Source organism: Streptomyces sp. NPDC014623, from assembly GCF_043088245.1.
In the GTDB taxonomy this organism is placed as follows: Bacteria; Actinomycetota; Actinomycetes; order Streptomycetales; family Streptomycetaceae; genus Streptomyces.
This window is the reverse complement of record NZ_JBIBZU010000027.1, coordinates 49,929-64,462: the sequence shown is the minus strand read 5'-3', so window position 1 is coordinate 64,462 and position 14,534 is coordinate 49,929. Positions and strand designations below refer to the sequence as shown.

Annotated in this window: 12 protein-coding genes; 8 read left to right on the top strand and 4 right to left on the bottom strand. The window is 69.5% G+C overall.

The genetic code is table 11. The features are described 5' to 3' along the window. Positions 1-194 precede the first annotated feature (194 nt). The gene (locus ACF1FZ_RS31455; protein WP_391776783.1) at positions 195-1,238 is read right to left on the bottom strand and encodes an iron-siderophore ABC transporter substrate-binding protein; all 1,044 of its coding nucleotides are present in this window, start codon (positions 1,236-1,238) and stop codon (positions 195-197) included. A 121-nt stretch (positions 1,239-1,359) separates the two neighbouring features. Further along, a complete protein-coding gene (locus tag ACF1FZ_RS31450) occupies positions 1,360-2,712 on the bottom strand; it encodes a lysine N(6)-hydroxylase/L-ornithine N(5)-oxygenase family protein (protein ID WP_391776782.1) in 1,353 nt (450 codons plus the stop codon). Between the two features lie 250 nt (positions 2,713-2,962). On the opposite strand from ACF1FZ_RS31450, the gene ACF1FZ_RS31445 reads away from it, so the two are divergent. After that, complete coding sequence (locus tag ACF1FZ_RS31445) at positions 2,963-3,910, top strand: methionyl-tRNA formyltransferase (protein WP_391776781.1); 948 nt, start codon at positions 2,963-2,965, stop codon at positions 3,908-3,910. A gap of 584 nt (positions 3,911-4,494) precedes the next feature. Here the strand turns inward: ACF1FZ_RS31445 and ACF1FZ_RS31440 are convergent. Next, positions 4,495-5,481 (bottom strand): LacI family DNA-binding transcriptional regulator, encoded by a 987-nt coding sequence (locus ACF1FZ_RS31440; protein ID WP_391776795.1) that lies wholly within the window; start codon positions 5,479-5,481, stop codon positions 4,495-4,497. Between the two features lie 285 nt (positions 5,482-5,766). Here ACF1FZ_RS31440 and ACF1FZ_RS31435 point away from each other — a divergent pair, with 285 nt between their 5' ends. The 6 genes from ACF1FZ_RS31435 (at position 5,767) to ACF1FZ_RS31410 (ending at position 12,665) form a co-directional block, all read left to right on the top strand. Further along, positions 5,767-6,693 (top strand): carbohydrate ABC transporter permease, encoded by a 927-nt coding sequence (locus tag ACF1FZ_RS31435; RefSeq protein ID WP_391776780.1) that lies wholly within the window; start codon positions 5,767-5,769, stop codon positions 6,691-6,693. A gap of 7 nt (positions 6,694-6,700) precedes the next feature. Further along, positions 6,701-7,651 carry a carbohydrate ABC transporter permease gene (locus ACF1FZ_RS31430; protein ID WP_391776779.1) on the top strand — a complete coding sequence of 317 codons (951 nt, stop codon included), beginning with the start codon at positions 6,701-6,703 and terminating at the stop codon, positions 7,649-7,651. Positions 7,652-7,737: 86 nt separating this feature from the next. Beyond that, positions 7,738-9,081, top strand: a complete 1,344-nt coding sequence (locus ACF1FZ_RS31425; protein WP_391776778.1) for an ABC transporter substrate-binding protein — start codon at positions 7,738-7,740, stop codon at positions 9,079-9,081. 86 nt (positions 9,082-9,167) lie between these two features. Then, complete coding sequence (locus ACF1FZ_RS31420) at positions 9,168-11,213, top strand: beta-galactosidase (RefSeq protein WP_391776777.1); 2,046 nt, start codon at positions 9,168-9,170, stop codon at positions 11,211-11,213. Between the two features lie 131 nt (positions 11,214-11,344). Further along, on the top strand, positions 11,345-11,932 hold the full coding sequence (locus ACF1FZ_RS31415) for an RICIN domain-containing protein (RefSeq protein ID WP_391776776.1): 588 nt from the start codon (positions 11,345-11,347) through the stop codon (positions 11,930-11,932). Between the two features lie 91 nt (positions 11,933-12,023). Next, positions 12,024-12,665: a sugar O-acetyltransferase gene (locus tag ACF1FZ_RS31410; protein WP_391776775.1), complete on the top strand. Its 642-nt coding sequence runs from the start codon at positions 12,024-12,026 to the stop codon at positions 12,663-12,665. Positions 12,666-12,726: 61 nt separating this feature from the next. Here the strand turns inward: ACF1FZ_RS31410 and ACF1FZ_RS31405 are convergent, their stop codons facing one another. Beyond that, positions 12,727-12,906, bottom strand: a complete 180-nt coding sequence (locus ACF1FZ_RS31405) for a hypothetical protein (protein WP_391776774.1) — start codon at positions 12,904-12,906, stop codon at positions 12,727-12,729. A gap of 164 nt (positions 12,907-13,070) precedes the next feature. On the opposite strand from ACF1FZ_RS31405, the gene ACF1FZ_RS31400 reads away from it, so the two are divergent. Then, complete coding sequence (locus ACF1FZ_RS31400) at positions 13,071-14,291, top strand: lipase family protein (protein WP_391776773.1); 1,221 nt, start codon at positions 13,071-13,073, stop codon at positions 14,289-14,291. Positions 14,292-14,534 lie beyond the last annotated feature (243 nt).

Here is a 14,534-nt window from a genome sequence, read left to right as displayed (position 1 = left end):
CGTTCGAATGGGCCTTTCCCAGGTAGTGCGTCGATGAGGTGTCCCGGTGCGGGCCCGCTCCCGGCCGGGCGGGGAGGGCCGCCGTACGGGCGGGCGGCAGGGCGCGGTGCCGAGGAGGAACGGGGACGCAGATGGCGGGGCCCGCCCGTACGCGGCGTGGCCGGCGGACGGGCGGGGATGCCGGTGGACGGCGCTTACTCGACGGCCGCGATCAGCGGCTCGATCTGTTCGATGGCGTACGGGATCGACAGGACGGTGTTGAAGGAGAAGGCCGCGCCGATGTCCGGGTCCTGGTAGGGCACGAACAGGTCCCGCCTCTCCTGGTGGACTTCCAGCTTCTTGTAGAGCGCCTCGGCCTTGATGCGGTCGTTGGCCTCGGTGCTGGAGGTGACCCAGACGAGGCGGTCGACGTCGAGCACGTCCAGTTTCTCGGCGCTCAGCTCGGCGACGTTCCAGCCCGGCTTGGCCAGGGAGTCGATCTCGGGCTTCAGCTTGAATCCGAGTTCGGAGAAGAAGATGGCCTTCGGGTCGGTCTTCGTGAAGGCCGAGTACTTGCCGGCCTCGAAGCTGTCGGCGACGGCGACGGTATTCCGGGCGAACTCGGGGTGCTTGTCGCGCACTGCCTTGAAGCGCGCGTCGATGCCGGCGATGAGCTTCTCGGTCTCCGGTTCCCTGCCGAGGGACTTGCCGATCTGCCGGGTCATGACCTGCCAGGACGCACCGTAGTCGGGCAGGTCCTTGGGCTGGGCGACGACCTCGGTGAACTTGGAGAGCGTGTCGTACTGCTCCTTCTTCATCCCCGAGTACTGAGCGATGACCAGGTCCGGCTTCAGTGCCGCGATCTTCTCGATGTTGTACTCGTCGCGCTCGCCGACGATCTCCGGCTTCGTGGTCCCCCACTTGTCCTTCGTCCACGGCCACTTGCCGTACGGGTCCTCCTTGAACCAGTCCACCGTGCCGACCGGCTTGATGCCGAGTGCCAGAACCGCGTCCTGGTCCGACAGCCCCAGGGTGACGACCCTCTTCGGCTCCTTGTCGATCGTGGTGCTTCCGTACTTGTGCTCCACCGTCACGGGGAAGGCGGCCGACTCGGTGGTCGCCTCGCCCGAAGGCTGGGACCCGGTCTTCTCGGTCCCGCCCCCACAGGCGGACAGAGCGAGCACGGCGACAGTGGCGACGGCCACACGGGGGACGTATCTGACGAACCGCGTCAGATCGGGGCGCGTACCAGTGGGCACGGATGTTCCTTTCACGGGGGTCTCACAGTGCGTGCCACGCCCGCCCGTGCACGACGGCGCTACCGGGCGGGTGGGGCAGGTGGGGGGCTTGCCCAGGAAGGGCCCTGGGGAGGGGGAGGCTCTAGCGGACCGATCCGATGCCGTCGACGACCGGCCGGGACTCGCCCTGAGCGGGCACGGGACCACGGTCGAGGATCGAGTCCAGGATCTCGCCGACCCTGATCGCGGTGTTCGAGAGCAGGGACGACGTGATGCCGTGGGTGTGCTCGGTGCCGCCCTGGAGGTATATGCCGCAGCGCAGTTCGGGGTCCGTAATGATGCGGTAGTCCCGCTCGACCCGGACACGCCCCTGGGCGTCGCGGTGGCAGCGGTCACCGACCTCGCCGAGGAGACCGAAGGGGTCTGCCTGGCTGTAGCCGGTGGCGAGGACGACCACGTCGGCCTCCAGCGTGCTCTCCTCACCGGTGACCAGGGACCTGACGGTGGCGCGGACCTTGTCCCCGGTCTCCTCGACGCCGGTGAGACGCGAGATGTTGAGGAAACGCAGGCGTTCGGTGCCGAGGACTTTCTCCTGGTACGCCTGCCGGTACAGGTCGTCGATCAGGTCGATGTCCACCACGGAGTAGTTGGTGTTCCCGTGGTAGTCCATCAGGCGGCGCTTGATGTCGTCGGGGGCCGCGAAATACTCGTCGACCGCCTGCGGGTCGAAGATGCGGTTGGCGAAGCCGCTGTCGTCGGCGGGGCTGTAGCCGTAGCGGGAGAAGACGGCGCAGACCTCGGCCCCGGGAAAGCGCCGGTGCAGGTACGCCACGTTCTCGGCGGCGCTCTGACCAGCCCCCACGACGATGAAGCGGGTGGGGTCCGTGCCCTCCAGGCCGTCCACCTTCGCCAGCAGGTCGGAGTTGTGCCAGACGCGGTCCGTCCGCTCGACGCCCTCCGGCATGAGCGGACGAAGCCCCGTACCGATGACGAGGTTGCGGGCGCGGTGGACCACCGTCTCCACCCCGGAACGGGCCGTCACATCCACGTACTCCACCACGCCGTCGCGTACGACGGGCTCGATGGCGATGACGTCGTGGCCGTAGGAGACCATGTCGTCCACCTTGGCCGCGGCCCACTCGAAGTACTCGTGGAACTCCACCCGGAGCGGGAAGAGGTTCTTGTGGTTGACGAAGTCGATCAGCCGGTCCTTGCTCTGCAGGTAGCGGAGGAAGGTGTACTCGCTGGACGGGTTGCGGAGGGTCACCAGGTCCTTGAGGAAGGACACCTGCATCGTCGCGTCGTCGATCAGCATGCCTCGGTGCCAGCCGAAACCCGGCTGGCGCTCGAAGAAGTGAGCCGTAACCGCCTCCTGCCTGCCGACGCGCGCGTTGTGCTCGCTGAGCGCGATCGCCATGGCCACATTGGACGGCCCGAAGCCGATGCCTATGAGGTCATGGATCAAAGGTGCGTCGCCAGGAAGAACCTGTGACATGTCACTCCCATCGTGCGGGACAGCCGCCTGTCAGGCGTGGACGAAAAGAAACAAGACGCCGAGCCCGCCGTCGACCCCGGCCAGTCGAACTTAGGTAAAGCTAACCTGACTTGGGCCGCCCTGTCGACAGGGCGAAACGGGCAAGCGGCAAACCGGGGTGCCGAACGGGCTTGAATTCAGGGCCTGTTGTATTGTTAGGTAAGGCTTGCTTTACTTGACCCGATCATTCGCTCTTCCGAGGAGGAACCCCATGCGGGTCGTCATGTTCGGTTACCAGACCTGGGGGCACCGCACCCTGCAAGCACTCCTGGACTCCGAGCACGACGTGGTGATGGTCGTGACGCACCCCAAGAGCGAGCACGCCTACGAGAAGATCTGGAGTGACTCCGTCGCCGACCTGGCCGGGGAGCACGGCGTCCCCGTCATCATCCGCAACCGGCCCGACGACGAGGAGCTGTTCCAGCGCCTCGAGGAAGCCGACCCGGACATCATCGTGGCCAACAACTGGCGCACGTGGATCCCCCCGCGCATCTACACCCTCCCCCGCCACGGCACACTGAACATCCACGACTCACTACTGCCGAAGTACGCCGGCTTCTCCCCGCTGATCTGGGCCCTCATCAACGGGGAGACCGAAGTCGGCGTCACCGCCCACATGATGGACGAGGTGCTCGACGCGGGTGACATCGTGGACCAGCACGCGGTGACCGTGGAGCCGACGGACACCACCACCGACCTGTTCCACAAGACCGTCGGCCTCATCGCCCCCGTCACGATCGGTGCCCTGGCCCGTATCGCCGCCGGGGAGACCGCGTTCACCAAGCAGGACCGTTCCCAGGCCAGCTTCTTCCACAAGCGCGCCGAGGAGGACATCCGCATCAACTGGGACTGGCCCGCCGACGTCCTGGGCCGCCTGGTCCGCGCCCAGTCCGCCCCGTACCCGAGCGCCTTCACCTTCCACAAGGGCAAGCGCCTGGAGATTCTGACCGCGGTCGTGTCCGAGGGCCGCTACGGAGGCACTCCCGGCCGCATCTTCTACCGTGAGGGCGACGGCGTGGTCATCGTCGCCGGCGCCGATGCCCGCACCGGCCGCAACCACGGCCTGGCGATCACCCGCGTCCGGACCGAGGACGGCAGGGAGATGGGCGCGACCGAGTACTTCACCTCCATGGGCGGCTACCTCACCAGCCGTCCCTGACGACCTCCCGGTACAGCCTTCCGAACTCCGGCGTCCGCAGACCGTCCTGGGGACGCCGGCTTCCTTCCGCGGGTCTTCAGCACGCCCGCGAACACCGATCTGGCGATCGGCACCACCACGGGTGGGATACCAGGTGTCCTGGCCGCCGTCTCCGTACGTCCGGTCCGTGGGCGGCATCTCCGGGAAACGGACAAGTGCGGGAAGAGCGAGCCTTCCTCGGGGACCACCGCGACCCGACGCCGCTCGGGCGGCACCGCGCCTTCGGGTGAGCTGTTCTGACAGGAGGACAAGCGCGGTGAGGGCGACGCGCACCAGCGCGCCGGTGCGGTCGAAGCCGGGATTGATCGAGGTGAAGACGCCCCGGATGAGAACCTCCACCGGCACCGAAGCCGGAGAGCACGCAGAGCACGCAGAGCAGGGCACCCGCCGCCGGCCGCGTCTGGCGCTGTGTCATGCCGACGGCCGTGCGCCGAGCTCCCCGCCCCAGCGACCGCGGCGCTTCCTCCCGCGCCGGCCGGTGCGGCGGTGACCGGCAGGCAGCCGTACGGGGAGGAGACCGGCGTGCACCGGTGCCGGTCCCGCTCCTACACCGGTCGCGCCGCCGTGCTCGCCCGGGTCACCAGCCGGGTCGGCACGAGCGTCGTGCCGCGCTCCGGGCCGTCCTGACGCATCTTGCGCAGCACGGCCTCCACGCAGAGCCGTCCGACCTCGGCGAAGTCCTGGTGGACGGTGGTCAGCGGGGGCAGGAAGGAGCCGGCCTCGGGAATGTCGTCGAAGCCGATGACGCTGACGTCCTCCGGGACGCGACGGCCGCGTTCGTGCAGGGCGCGCATCAGGCCGAGGGCCATCTGGTCGTTGGCCGCGAAGACGGCCGTGCACTTCTCGCGGGCGGCGAGTTCCAGGCCGGCCCGGTAGCCGGACTCCGCCGACCAGTCGCCCCGGGTGAGGGGCGGCGGGGTGCGGCCGGCCTCGGCGAGTGTCCGCCGCCAGGCGTCCGTGCGGCGCTGGGCGGCGAAGGAGCCCTCGGGCCCGCCGAGGTGCCACACCGTGTCGTGTCCGAGGTCCAGCAGATGGCGCACGGCGGCGCGGGTGCCCCCGGCCTGGTCGGTGTCGACGACCGTGTAGTGGCCGCCCGCGTCGGAGTCGACCACGACGACCTGTACGTGAGGCGGCAGTTTGAGGGACGCCGCGTCCAGCAGGTGGACCTCCATGATGACGATCACCGCGTCGACGGCCAGCTCCTCCAGCCGGGAGAACGCACCCCGCACCTCGTCATGGGTGGGGACGGCGACCGGGAGCAGCGTCACCGCGTACCCCTCGCTCGCCGCGGAGGTGGCGATGGCCTCCAGGGTGCGTACGTTGCCCGTGGTGGCCAGCGAGAAGGTGATGACGCCGATGGTGCGGAACTCACCGCGCTTGAGCGCCCGGGCCGCGCTGTTGGGCCGGTAGCCCAGCTCCTTCATGGCCGCCAGTACCTGCTGCCGGGTCTCCTCGGTCACACCGGCGTAGCCGTTGGAGACGCGGGAGACGGTCTGCGAGGAGACCCCCGCGAGCCGGGCCACGTCCGCCATGGACGCCGTGGGCACCCGGCCGCCGCGGCGGCGCCGCGTCCCCGTGTCCCGCGCGTCCGCGGCTTCCTCAACGGTGTCCACTGCCGTTCGCCACCTCTCCGCAACTGTCCGGGCCCCGGCTCCCGAAGGACCCTTGACCGTCGTCCTAGGGGCAGTGTAGACATGCCGCCATCAAATGTTTACGTAAACATAACAGCCCCTCGATCAGTGGCACCGCGCTTCCGCACCGCTCGATGTTTACGCAAACATGATGAGGCTCCAGGACGTGGACGAGCGAGGAACGACATGACGACGCTGCAACCGCCGGCCGCCGCCGAACCGCGGCCGTCCCCACCTCCGGCAAGGCGGGGGCGCCGCTCCTGGACGGGGTGGGGCTTCCTCGGTCCCTTCGCGGCCGTGTTCGCCCTGGTGTTCCTCGCGCCGCTCGCCTACTCGGTCCACCTCAGCCTCTTCCGCGACCAGCTCGTCGGCGGGACCACCTTCGTCGGTCTCGACAACTACAGCCAGGCACTGCAGGACGAACAGTTCTGGGCCTCGCTCGGCCGGGTCTCGCTCTTCCTCGCCGTGCAGGTGCCGATCATGCTCGGCATCGCGCTCCTGGTGGCGCTGGCGCTGGACAGCGGACGCCTCTACGGCCGGGACTTCTTCCGCATCTCGGTCTTCCTGCCGTACGCAGTGCCCGCCGTGGTGGCGACCCTGATGTGGGGCTTCATGTACGGCACCCGGTTCGGCCTGCTCGGTGACATCAACAGCGCGCTGGGCGTGTCCCTGCCCGACCCGCTCTCCCCCGGCCTGGTGCTGGCCTCCATCGGCAACATCGTGACCTGGGAGTTCGTCGGCTACAACATGCTGATCTTCTACTCGGCGCTGCGCGTCGTCCCGAACTCGCTGTACGAGGCGGCCCAGATCGACGGTGCGGGCCAGATCCGGGTGATCACCGCCATCAAGCTCCCCGCCGTCCGCGGCGCCCTGGTGATCGCGACGATCTTCTCGATCATCGGCAGCTTCCAGCTCTTCAACGAGCCCAGCATCCTGCAGCCGCTGGCGCCCAACGCCATCACGACCGACTACACGCCGAACTACTACACGTACTCGCTCTCCTTCAACGGCCAACAGCACAACTACTCCGCGACGGTCGCCATCGTCATGGGGCTGATCACCATGGTCATCGCCTACGTCGTCCAGCTGCGCGGCATGCGCAAAGGAGTGTGAAACAGCGATGACCAGTCCTGTCGTCACCGCCTCCGACCGTTCCACGACCGCACCGTCCCGCACCTCGGGCTCCGTCCCCCGGCTGCGTACGTCCCGGCGCCGGCATTCCCCCGGCAAGCCCCGGCGCAGTGTGCTGCTGACCGTGCTCACCGGGCTGGTGCTGCTGTACAGCCTGGTGCCGCTGATCTGGCTGGCCATCAGCGCCACCAAGACGCAGGAAGGGCTGTCCCGTTCCTTCGGCCTCTGGTTCGACGGCGACTTCGCGCTGTGGGACAACATCAGTCAGACGTTCACCTACGACGGCGGCGTCTTCACCCGCTGGCTGCTGAACACCCTGCTGTACGTGGGACTGGGCGCGGGCGGGGCCACCTTCCTCGCCGTGCTCGGCGGGTACGCGCTCGCCAAGTTCGACTTCCCCGGCCGGCGTGCCGTCTTCGCCGTCGTCATCGGCGCGGTGGCCGTGCCGGGTACGGCGCTGGCGGTGCCGACCTTCCTGATGTTCAGCGAGATGGGGCTCACCGACACACCCTGGTCGGTGGTCATCCCGTCCTTGATCTCGCCGTTCGGCCTGTATCTGATGTGGGTGTTCGCCGGCCAGGCCGTCCCGGCCGAGCTGATGGAGGCCGCCCGCATCGACGGGGCCGGTGAGGTGCGCACCTTCTTCCAGGTCGCCCTGCCGCTGCTGGCGCCCGGCATCGTCACCGTCCTGCTGTTCACCATGGTCGCGACCTGGAACAATTTCTTCCTGCCGCTGGTCATGCTCAAGGACCCCGACTGGTATCCGCTGACCCTGGGCCTGAACAGCTGGAACGCCCAGGCCGCGACCGCGGGCGGTGAGGCCGTCTTCAACCTGGTCGTCACCGGGTCGCTCATCACCATCCTGCCGCTGATCGCCGCGTTCCTGCTGCTCCAGAAGTACTGGCAGTCCGGACTCGCCGCCGGAAGCCTCAAGGAGTAGCCCCGAGCAGCCCTCTCTCCCCGCCCCAACGCCCCTCCGACCCTCAACGGTGCCGGTTCCGGCCACGAAGAAGTGGAAGCAATCCCATGCCCAAGCACTCTCGCCGCCTACTGCGCGGCATAGGCCTCGTCTGCGCCCTCGCCCTGGGGGCGACGGCCTGCGGCGACTCCGACGACGGGGGGTCGAGCCAGAAGGCGGTCTCCGAGGCCGACATCCGGGCGGCCCTCGAGGAGGGCGGCACCCTCACGGTCTGGGCATGGGAACCCACGCTCAAACAGGTGGCCGCCGACTTCGAGAAGGAACACCCCGGCGTCAAGGTCAACCTCGTCAACGCGGGCACCAACAACGACCAGTACACGGCGTTGCAGAACGCCATATCGGCGAAGAAGGGCGTCCCGGACGTCGCCCAGATCGAGTACTACGCGATGGGTCAGTACGCCCTGACCAAGCAGCTCACCGATCTCGAGGCCTTCGGTGCCGACAAGCTTTCCGGCACGTTCTCCCCCGGCCCGTGGAACGGCGTGAAAGCCGGCTCGGACAGCGTCTACGCGCTGCCGATGGACTCCGGTCCGATGGCGCTGTTCTACAACAAGAAGGTCTTCGACAAGTACGACATCGAGGTGCCCACCACCTGGGCCGAGTACCTGGACGCCGCCCGCGACCTGCGCAAGGCCGACCCGAAGGCGTACATCACCGCCGACGCCGGCGACGCCGGGTTCGCCACCAGCATGCTCTGGCAGGCCGGTTCGCGCCCCTACACGGTGAACGGCACCAGGGTGAAGGTCGACTTCTCCGACCAGGGTGCCACGACGTTCACCGACACCTGGCAGAAGCTCATCGACGAGAAGCTGCTCGCCCCCGCCACCAACTGGACCGACGAGTGGTACAAGGGTCTCGGCGACGGCACCATCGCGACTCTCGCCGCCGGCGCGTGGATGCCCGCCAACCTCGCCTCCGGTGTGAAGGACGCCGCCGGTGACTGGCGCGTCGCCCCGCTGCCGCAGTGGACCGCGGGCGGCAAGGCCGGTGCGGAGAACGGCGGCAGCGCACTGGCCCTGCCGGAGCTCGGCAGGAACGAGGCGCTGGCGTACGCGTTCGTCGAGTACGCCAACGCGGGCGAGGGCGTGCAGACCCGCCTGGGGAACGGCGCCTTCCCCGCGACCACCGCGGATCTGCGGTCCACGAAGTTCCAGGACACGGCGTTCCCCTACTTCGGCGGCCAGAAGGCCAACGAGATCTTCGCCGAGTCGGCCGCGAACGTCGCCGGCGACTGGTCGTATCTGCCCTACCAGGTGTACGCGAACTCGGTCTTCAACGACACCGTGGGCAAGGCCTACGTGTCCGGCACCACGCTGGCCGAGGGCCTGAAGTCCTGGCAGGAGGCCTCCGTCGAGTACGGCACCGAGCAGGGCTTCACCGTCGAGAAGTAGCACACGATGCGGCGGCCCGTGGGGGCGGCGGCGCGCCTCACGCCCCGCCGCCCCCGCGCCGCACGCACCACACCGGAAGGACCGCCATGATCTCCACCCTCCTGTCCCGCCTGCAGAGCGGGCCGGACGGTGCACCCGCCGCCCGCCTCGCCTTCGGCGCCGACTACAACCCCGAGCAGTGGCCCCGGGAGGTGTGGGAGGAGGACGTACGGCTGATGCGCGAGGCCGGGGTCAACATCGTGTCGCTGGCCATCTTCTCCTGGGCCAGCCTCCAGCCCGGCCCTCATGCCTGGGACTTCGCCTGGCTCGACGAGATCATGGACCTGCTGTACGAGAACGGCGTCGGCGTCGACCTGGCCACCGCCACAGCCTCCCCGCCTCCCTGGCTGTCCACCGCGCACCCGGAGATCCTCCCGGTGACCGACCGGGGCGAGACGCTGTCGCCGGGTGCGCGCCAGCACTGGCGCCCGACCTCGCCCGTCTTCCGCGAGCACGCCCTGCGCCTGGTCCGGGAGATGGCGACCCGCTACGCCGAGCACCCGGCCCTGGTCGCCTGGCACGTCAGCAACGAGCTGGGCTGCCACAACGTCTACGACTACTCGGACGACGCGGCCCACGCCTTCCGCGACTGGCTGCGCACCCGGTACACCACGCTGGACGCCCTCAACCACGCCTGGGGTACAGCGTTCTGGTCACAGCGCTACAGCGACTGGGAGCAGATCCTTCCACCGCGGCTGGCCGCCTCCCATCCGAACCCTACCCAGCAGCTGGACTTCAAGCGCTTCTCGTCGGACGCGCTCAAGGACTACCTGCGCGCCGAGCGGGCGGTCCTGCGGGAGGTCACGCCCGACGTCCCCGTCACCACCAACTTCATGGTGATGCCCGGGACCAAGGGCATGAACTACGCGGACTGGGCGCAGGAGGTCGACTTCGTCGCCAACGACCACTATGTCGTGCCCAGCCCTCAGGACCGCGACGAGCTGTCGTTCTCGGCGAACCTCACCAGCGGCATCGCCGGCGGCCGGCCCTGGTTCCTGATGGAGCACTCCACCAGCGCCGTGAACTGGCAGCCGGTGAACCTGGCCAAGCGGCCCGGTGAGCTGGCCCGGGACTCGCTGACGCACGTGGCGCACGGCGCCGACGCGGTCTGCTTCTTCCAGTGGCGCCAGTCGGCGGCCGGCGCCGAGAAGTACCACTCGGCGATGGTCCCGCACGCAGGTGCCGACAGCGACCTGTTCCGCGCGGTCACCGCGCTCGGCGACACGCTGAAGACGCTGGCGCCGGTCGCCGGGTCCGAACGGGAGCCCGCCGAGGTCGGCATCCTCTTCGACTGGGAGTCGTGGTGGGCGAGCGAGCAGGACTCGCACCCCACCTCGCTGCTCGACTACCACCAGGAGGCGCTCGACTGGTATTCCGCGCTCCTCTCCCTCGGCATCCGCGCCGACGTCGTCACCACCGACGCGGATCTGAGCCGCCACCGCGTGCTGATCGCGCCCGTACTGCACCTGATCCCGGCCGGGCTGGCCAAGGACCTCACCCGGTACGCCGAGCAGGGCGGGCACCTGGTCACCACGTACTTCTCCGGTGTCGTCGACGAGAACGACCACGTCTGGCTCGGCGGTTACCCGGGCGCCCTGCGGGGCCTGCTCGGCATCCGCGTCGAGGAGTTCGGCCCGCTGCCCGCCGGGCAGACCGTGGAGCTGGACGACGCGAGCACCGGCGGCCTGTGGACCGACCACATCACCGTCAGCGCGCCTCAAACGGAGGTTCTGGCCCACTACCGCACCGGTACGTACGCGGGCCGCCCGGCCATCACCCGGCGTACGACGGATGGGGGTTCGGCCGCCTACGTCTCCACTCGCCTCGGCGTCGACGGGCTCGCCTCACTGCTGCCGCGGCTACTGGAGCCGGCCGGCGTGGTGAGTGAACTGCCCGCCGGAGCACGGGGATCGGTCGAGGCCACCGTGCGCCGCGGTCCCGGCGGACGGTTCCTGTTCCTGGTCAACCGGACAGAGGAGAGCGTGACCGTCCCAGGCGTCACCGGAGAGGCCCTGGTGGGCAGCACCGACGCCGACGGCGCCGTCGTCCTCGCGCCCCGGGGCGTCGCCGTCCTGCGCACGCCCACCGGCTGAGCGCGCCGGCTCCGGCCGAGGGCATCGAGGTCGAGACCGTCGACCCGTTCAACGGGCCGAACACCCCGTGGTGGGGTACGCAGCTGGGCGCGGACGGCGAACCCGTCGGCGGCCGACAGGAAGGGGCCCGCATGGGCCCCGAGCTCCAGCGCCAGATCCTCCGGGCCCTGGCCCCCGCGCTGAAGAAGGCCGAGGCCGGCGTCTCGGCCGTGCCCGCGCAGTCCGTGACCTCCTTCGAGGTCACGGGCGTCTCCGGCGTCGCGGAGGACGCCGCCCCGCTGCGCAAGGGCCACACCTACACGCTGACCGGCGTGCAGAGCGGCAAGGCCGTCACCGTCGCGGCGGGCGGTACCGGCCTGGTCCTCGGCACCGAGGCCGGCACGAACGCCCGGCGGTGGCGGCTCAGCACGGTGCGCCACGACAGCGGCGTCCGCGAGCGCTACGTCTTCGCGCACCCCGAGGACGGCACGCGGCTGGCCGTACGCGACGACGTACCGGTGGCCGAACCCGACACCGGCGTGCGTGACAAGGCCACCGAGCGGATCATGTCGACCACCGGTGACGGCACCTGGACCCTCGTCAGCGCGGCCACCGGGCGCCTGCTCGAGGTGGGTGGCCAGGCGACCCACGAGGGCGCGGCCGTCACGACGCGGCAGCCCGACTCCGGTGCCGATCAGCGCTGGACGGTGACGGACGTGTCCGCCACGAGCACCGGCTGACATCCGTCACGACTCCCACGGCCCCGTTCGCACCGCCCCCTCCGAGCGGTGCGAACGGGGCCCCACGCACGCGAGGGCTGAAGGAGGCCACATGACGACCGACCCGCGCAAGACCGAGGTCCGCCGCAGGATGGCGGCGCAGGAACTGTACTCGGACGGCGTGCCGGGCATGGAGGGCCTTGCGGAGGAGCGGCTTCGGGGCAAGGAACTGGCAGACGCCTACAACCGGACCGGTGCCCGGGACGAGGAGGGCCGCCGGACGATCCTGAAGGAGATGCTCGCTTCACTGGGCACGGGGGTGTGGATCGAGCCGCCGCTGCAGGTGGCCTACGGCAACCGTGTACACCTGAGCGACGGCGTGTACGTCAACTTCGGCCTCACCCTCGTCGACGACGTCGAGGTCTTCGTCGGGGACCGGGTGATGTTCGCCCCGCACGTGACCATCAGCACCACCGGGCACCCGGTCCATCCCGACCTGCGCAGAGACGGTACGCAGTTCTCGGCACCGGTGCGCATCGAGGACGACGTGTGGATCGGGGCCGGCGCGCTGATCATGCCGGGGGTCACCATCGGCCGGGGCTCGGTGGTCGGCGCGGGCAGCGTGGTGACGGCGCACGTACCGCCTATGGTGGTGGCCGCCGGGACACCGGCGCGGGTCATACGCGGGATCACCGACGCCGACCGGGAGTGGGCCTACCGTCCGCCCCGGATCCTGCACCGGGGTGTCGGGTGACCCTCGCCGAGCGGTCGGCAGACTCCTTCGCCGGCGCGCCCGCGCCGGAGGAGAGCGGTATCTACGCAGGCGTGGCGCTTCTCCCCTGACCACGCGAGGCGCGGGGCGGTGGCTCAGCGGCGGCGCCCGACTGCAGTCCCCCGGCCCGGGCCCGGGACACCAGCTCATCGTTCAGCCGGTCGTCCACCGCCTTCGCCGGCTGCGGCTCCAACAGCCCGACGGTCACGTGCTCATCGGTCATCGGTGCATCCTCCATGATCAGGAGGTACACCGAACGATGTACGGTCCCTGGCCCGGAGGGCCAGGGCAGCCGCCCCCCTACGGGCCCCGAGGGGGTTTTCCCCCTTTGCGGTCCGGGGGGTCGCTCCATGTCCCAGCGGAGCAGCCGACAGGCATGATCTCTCCATGACTTTACGGCGAACAAGTATCCGGATTACGGCTGGTGCGGCGGTCCTCGGCAGTGTGTCCGCCCTGGTGGCTCCGGTCTCGGCGGCGGCCGGCTCCCACGGTGAGCGTGCGCGAGGCGGGGCCGTCGTCTCCGTCGAGCAAGTGGCCGACCTTACAGCGGAGGAAGTGGCCGGGGAACTCCGGGGAAAGATCGACTCGTCCCAGGTCCGCCATGACGTGACCGCCTATCGGGTCGTCTACCGCACCACTGACAGCGCGGGCGCCCCCACGACCGCGAGCCAGCTGGTCGTCCTGCCCAAGAACGGGGCGCGCCACCTGTCCACCGTCTCCTGGCTGCACGGCACCACCGTCTATCGCAAGGACGTCGCCTCGGAGAACCCGAAGTCGAACGACCGGCTCGCCGCGCTGCTGTTCGCCTCGACCGGGCGGGCCGTTTCGGCGCCCGACTACGTAGGCCTCGGCTCGGGCGAAGGGTTCCACCCCTACGGTGACCCCCGGGCCACCGTCGCGGCCTCGGTGGACGGCCTGCGCGCGGCCCGGACCGTCGCCCACCGGAACGGCCGGGAGCTGAAGCGGAAGGTCCAGGTGAGCGGGTTCTCGCAGGGCGGCCCCGCGACCATGCTGGTGGGCCGGGCGCTTCAGCAGGAGGGCGCCGACCGCTACTTCAGGCCGGGGGCGCTCGCCCCGGTCAGCGGCCCCTACGATCTCTCGGCCTTCGAGGCCACCGCAGCCGACGACAAGATCGTCAACTCCGGCCTCTACCTCGCCTACTTCGTCACCGCCTGGAACAAGATGCACGGCCTTTACACGTCACCCGGCGATGTCTTCCGCTCCCCCTACGACAGCAAGGTGGAGGGTCTCTTCGACGGCCATCACACCGTTGAGCAGATCGTCAGTGAACTCCCGCCGATGTCCAAGGACCTGTTCACCGAGGACTTCCTGAACAAGATCCGCAAGCCCGACGGTGTCCTGAAGGACAAGCTGCGTCCGATGGACAACACGTGCGACTGGCGGCCGAACGTGCGGGTGGAAATCTTCCACAGCCGGGGCGACAAGGACGTCGACTTCAGTCATTCGGCTTACTGTGCAGACCAGTTGACGAGGAACGGCGCCGCACGCCGGCTGACCGACGTCGGCGACTACGACCACAACGGAGCGGTTCGGCAAGCCCTGCCCCGGATCGTCAGATTCTTCGACGAGTCGGCGAGGGCCAGCTGAAGCACGCCACCGGCAACAGCTGGGAGCAGAGGATGTACGCGCAGCGGCCCGGCCGCCCGGCCCATGCCTCCGCCGTACGCCCGGCGCCGGTCACGCGGGGGACGCGGCATCATTCGTCGATGAAGCCATATGCGCGACTTCAGCCTTCTGGTCGGCCCGTACCGCTGTGTGATAGGCCTGACTGCCGGTGCTCCGTGACGGCGGGCCCTTGCTGCACGGCGCGTCAGGGAGTGACAAGGAGGG

Excerpts from the sequence above, each read along its gene's own strand:
- ACF1FZ_RS31410 (WP_391776775.1), top strand. The coding sequence starts at position 12,024 with ATGACGACCGACCCGCGCAAGACCGAGGTCCGCCGCAGGATGGCGGCG.
- ACF1FZ_RS31435 (WP_391776780.1), top strand. The coding sequence starts at position 5,767 with ATGACGACGCTGCAACCGCCGGCCGCCGCCGAACCGCGGCCGTCCCCA.
- ACF1FZ_RS31400 (WP_391776773.1), top strand. The coding sequence starts at position 13,071 with ATGACTTTACGGCGAACAAGTATCCGGATTACGGCTGGTGCGGCGGTC.
- ACF1FZ_RS31450 (WP_391776782.1), bottom strand. The coding sequence starts at position 2,712 with ATGTCACAGGTTCTTCCTGGCGACGCACCTTTGATCCATGACCTCATA.
- ACF1FZ_RS31425 (WP_391776778.1), top strand. The coding sequence starts at position 7,738 with ATGCCCAAGCACTCTCGCCGCCTACTGCGCGGCATAGGCCTCGTCTGC.
- ACF1FZ_RS31430 (WP_391776779.1), top strand. The coding sequence starts at position 6,701 with ATGACCAGTCCTGTCGTCACCGCCTCCGACCGTTCCACGACCGCACCG.
- ACF1FZ_RS31440 (WP_391776795.1), bottom strand. The coding sequence starts at position 5,481 with ATGGCGGACGTGGCCCGGCTCGCGGGGGTCTCCTCGCAGACCGTCTCC.
- ACF1FZ_RS31415 (WP_391776776.1), top strand. The coding sequence starts at position 11,345 with ATGGGCCCCGAGCTCCAGCGCCAGATCCTCCGGGCCCTGGCCCCCGCG.
- ACF1FZ_RS31445 (WP_391776781.1), top strand. The coding sequence starts at position 2,963 with ATGCGGGTCGTCATGTTCGGTTACCAGACCTGGGGGCACCGCACCCTG.
- ACF1FZ_RS31405 (WP_391776774.1), bottom strand. The coding sequence starts at position 12,906 with ATGACCGATGAGCACGTGACCGTCGGGCTGTTGGAGCCGCAGCCGGCG.
- ACF1FZ_RS31420 (WP_391776777.1), top strand. The coding sequence starts at position 9,168 with ATGATCTCCACCCTCCTGTCCCGCCTGCAGAGCGGGCCGGACGGTGCA.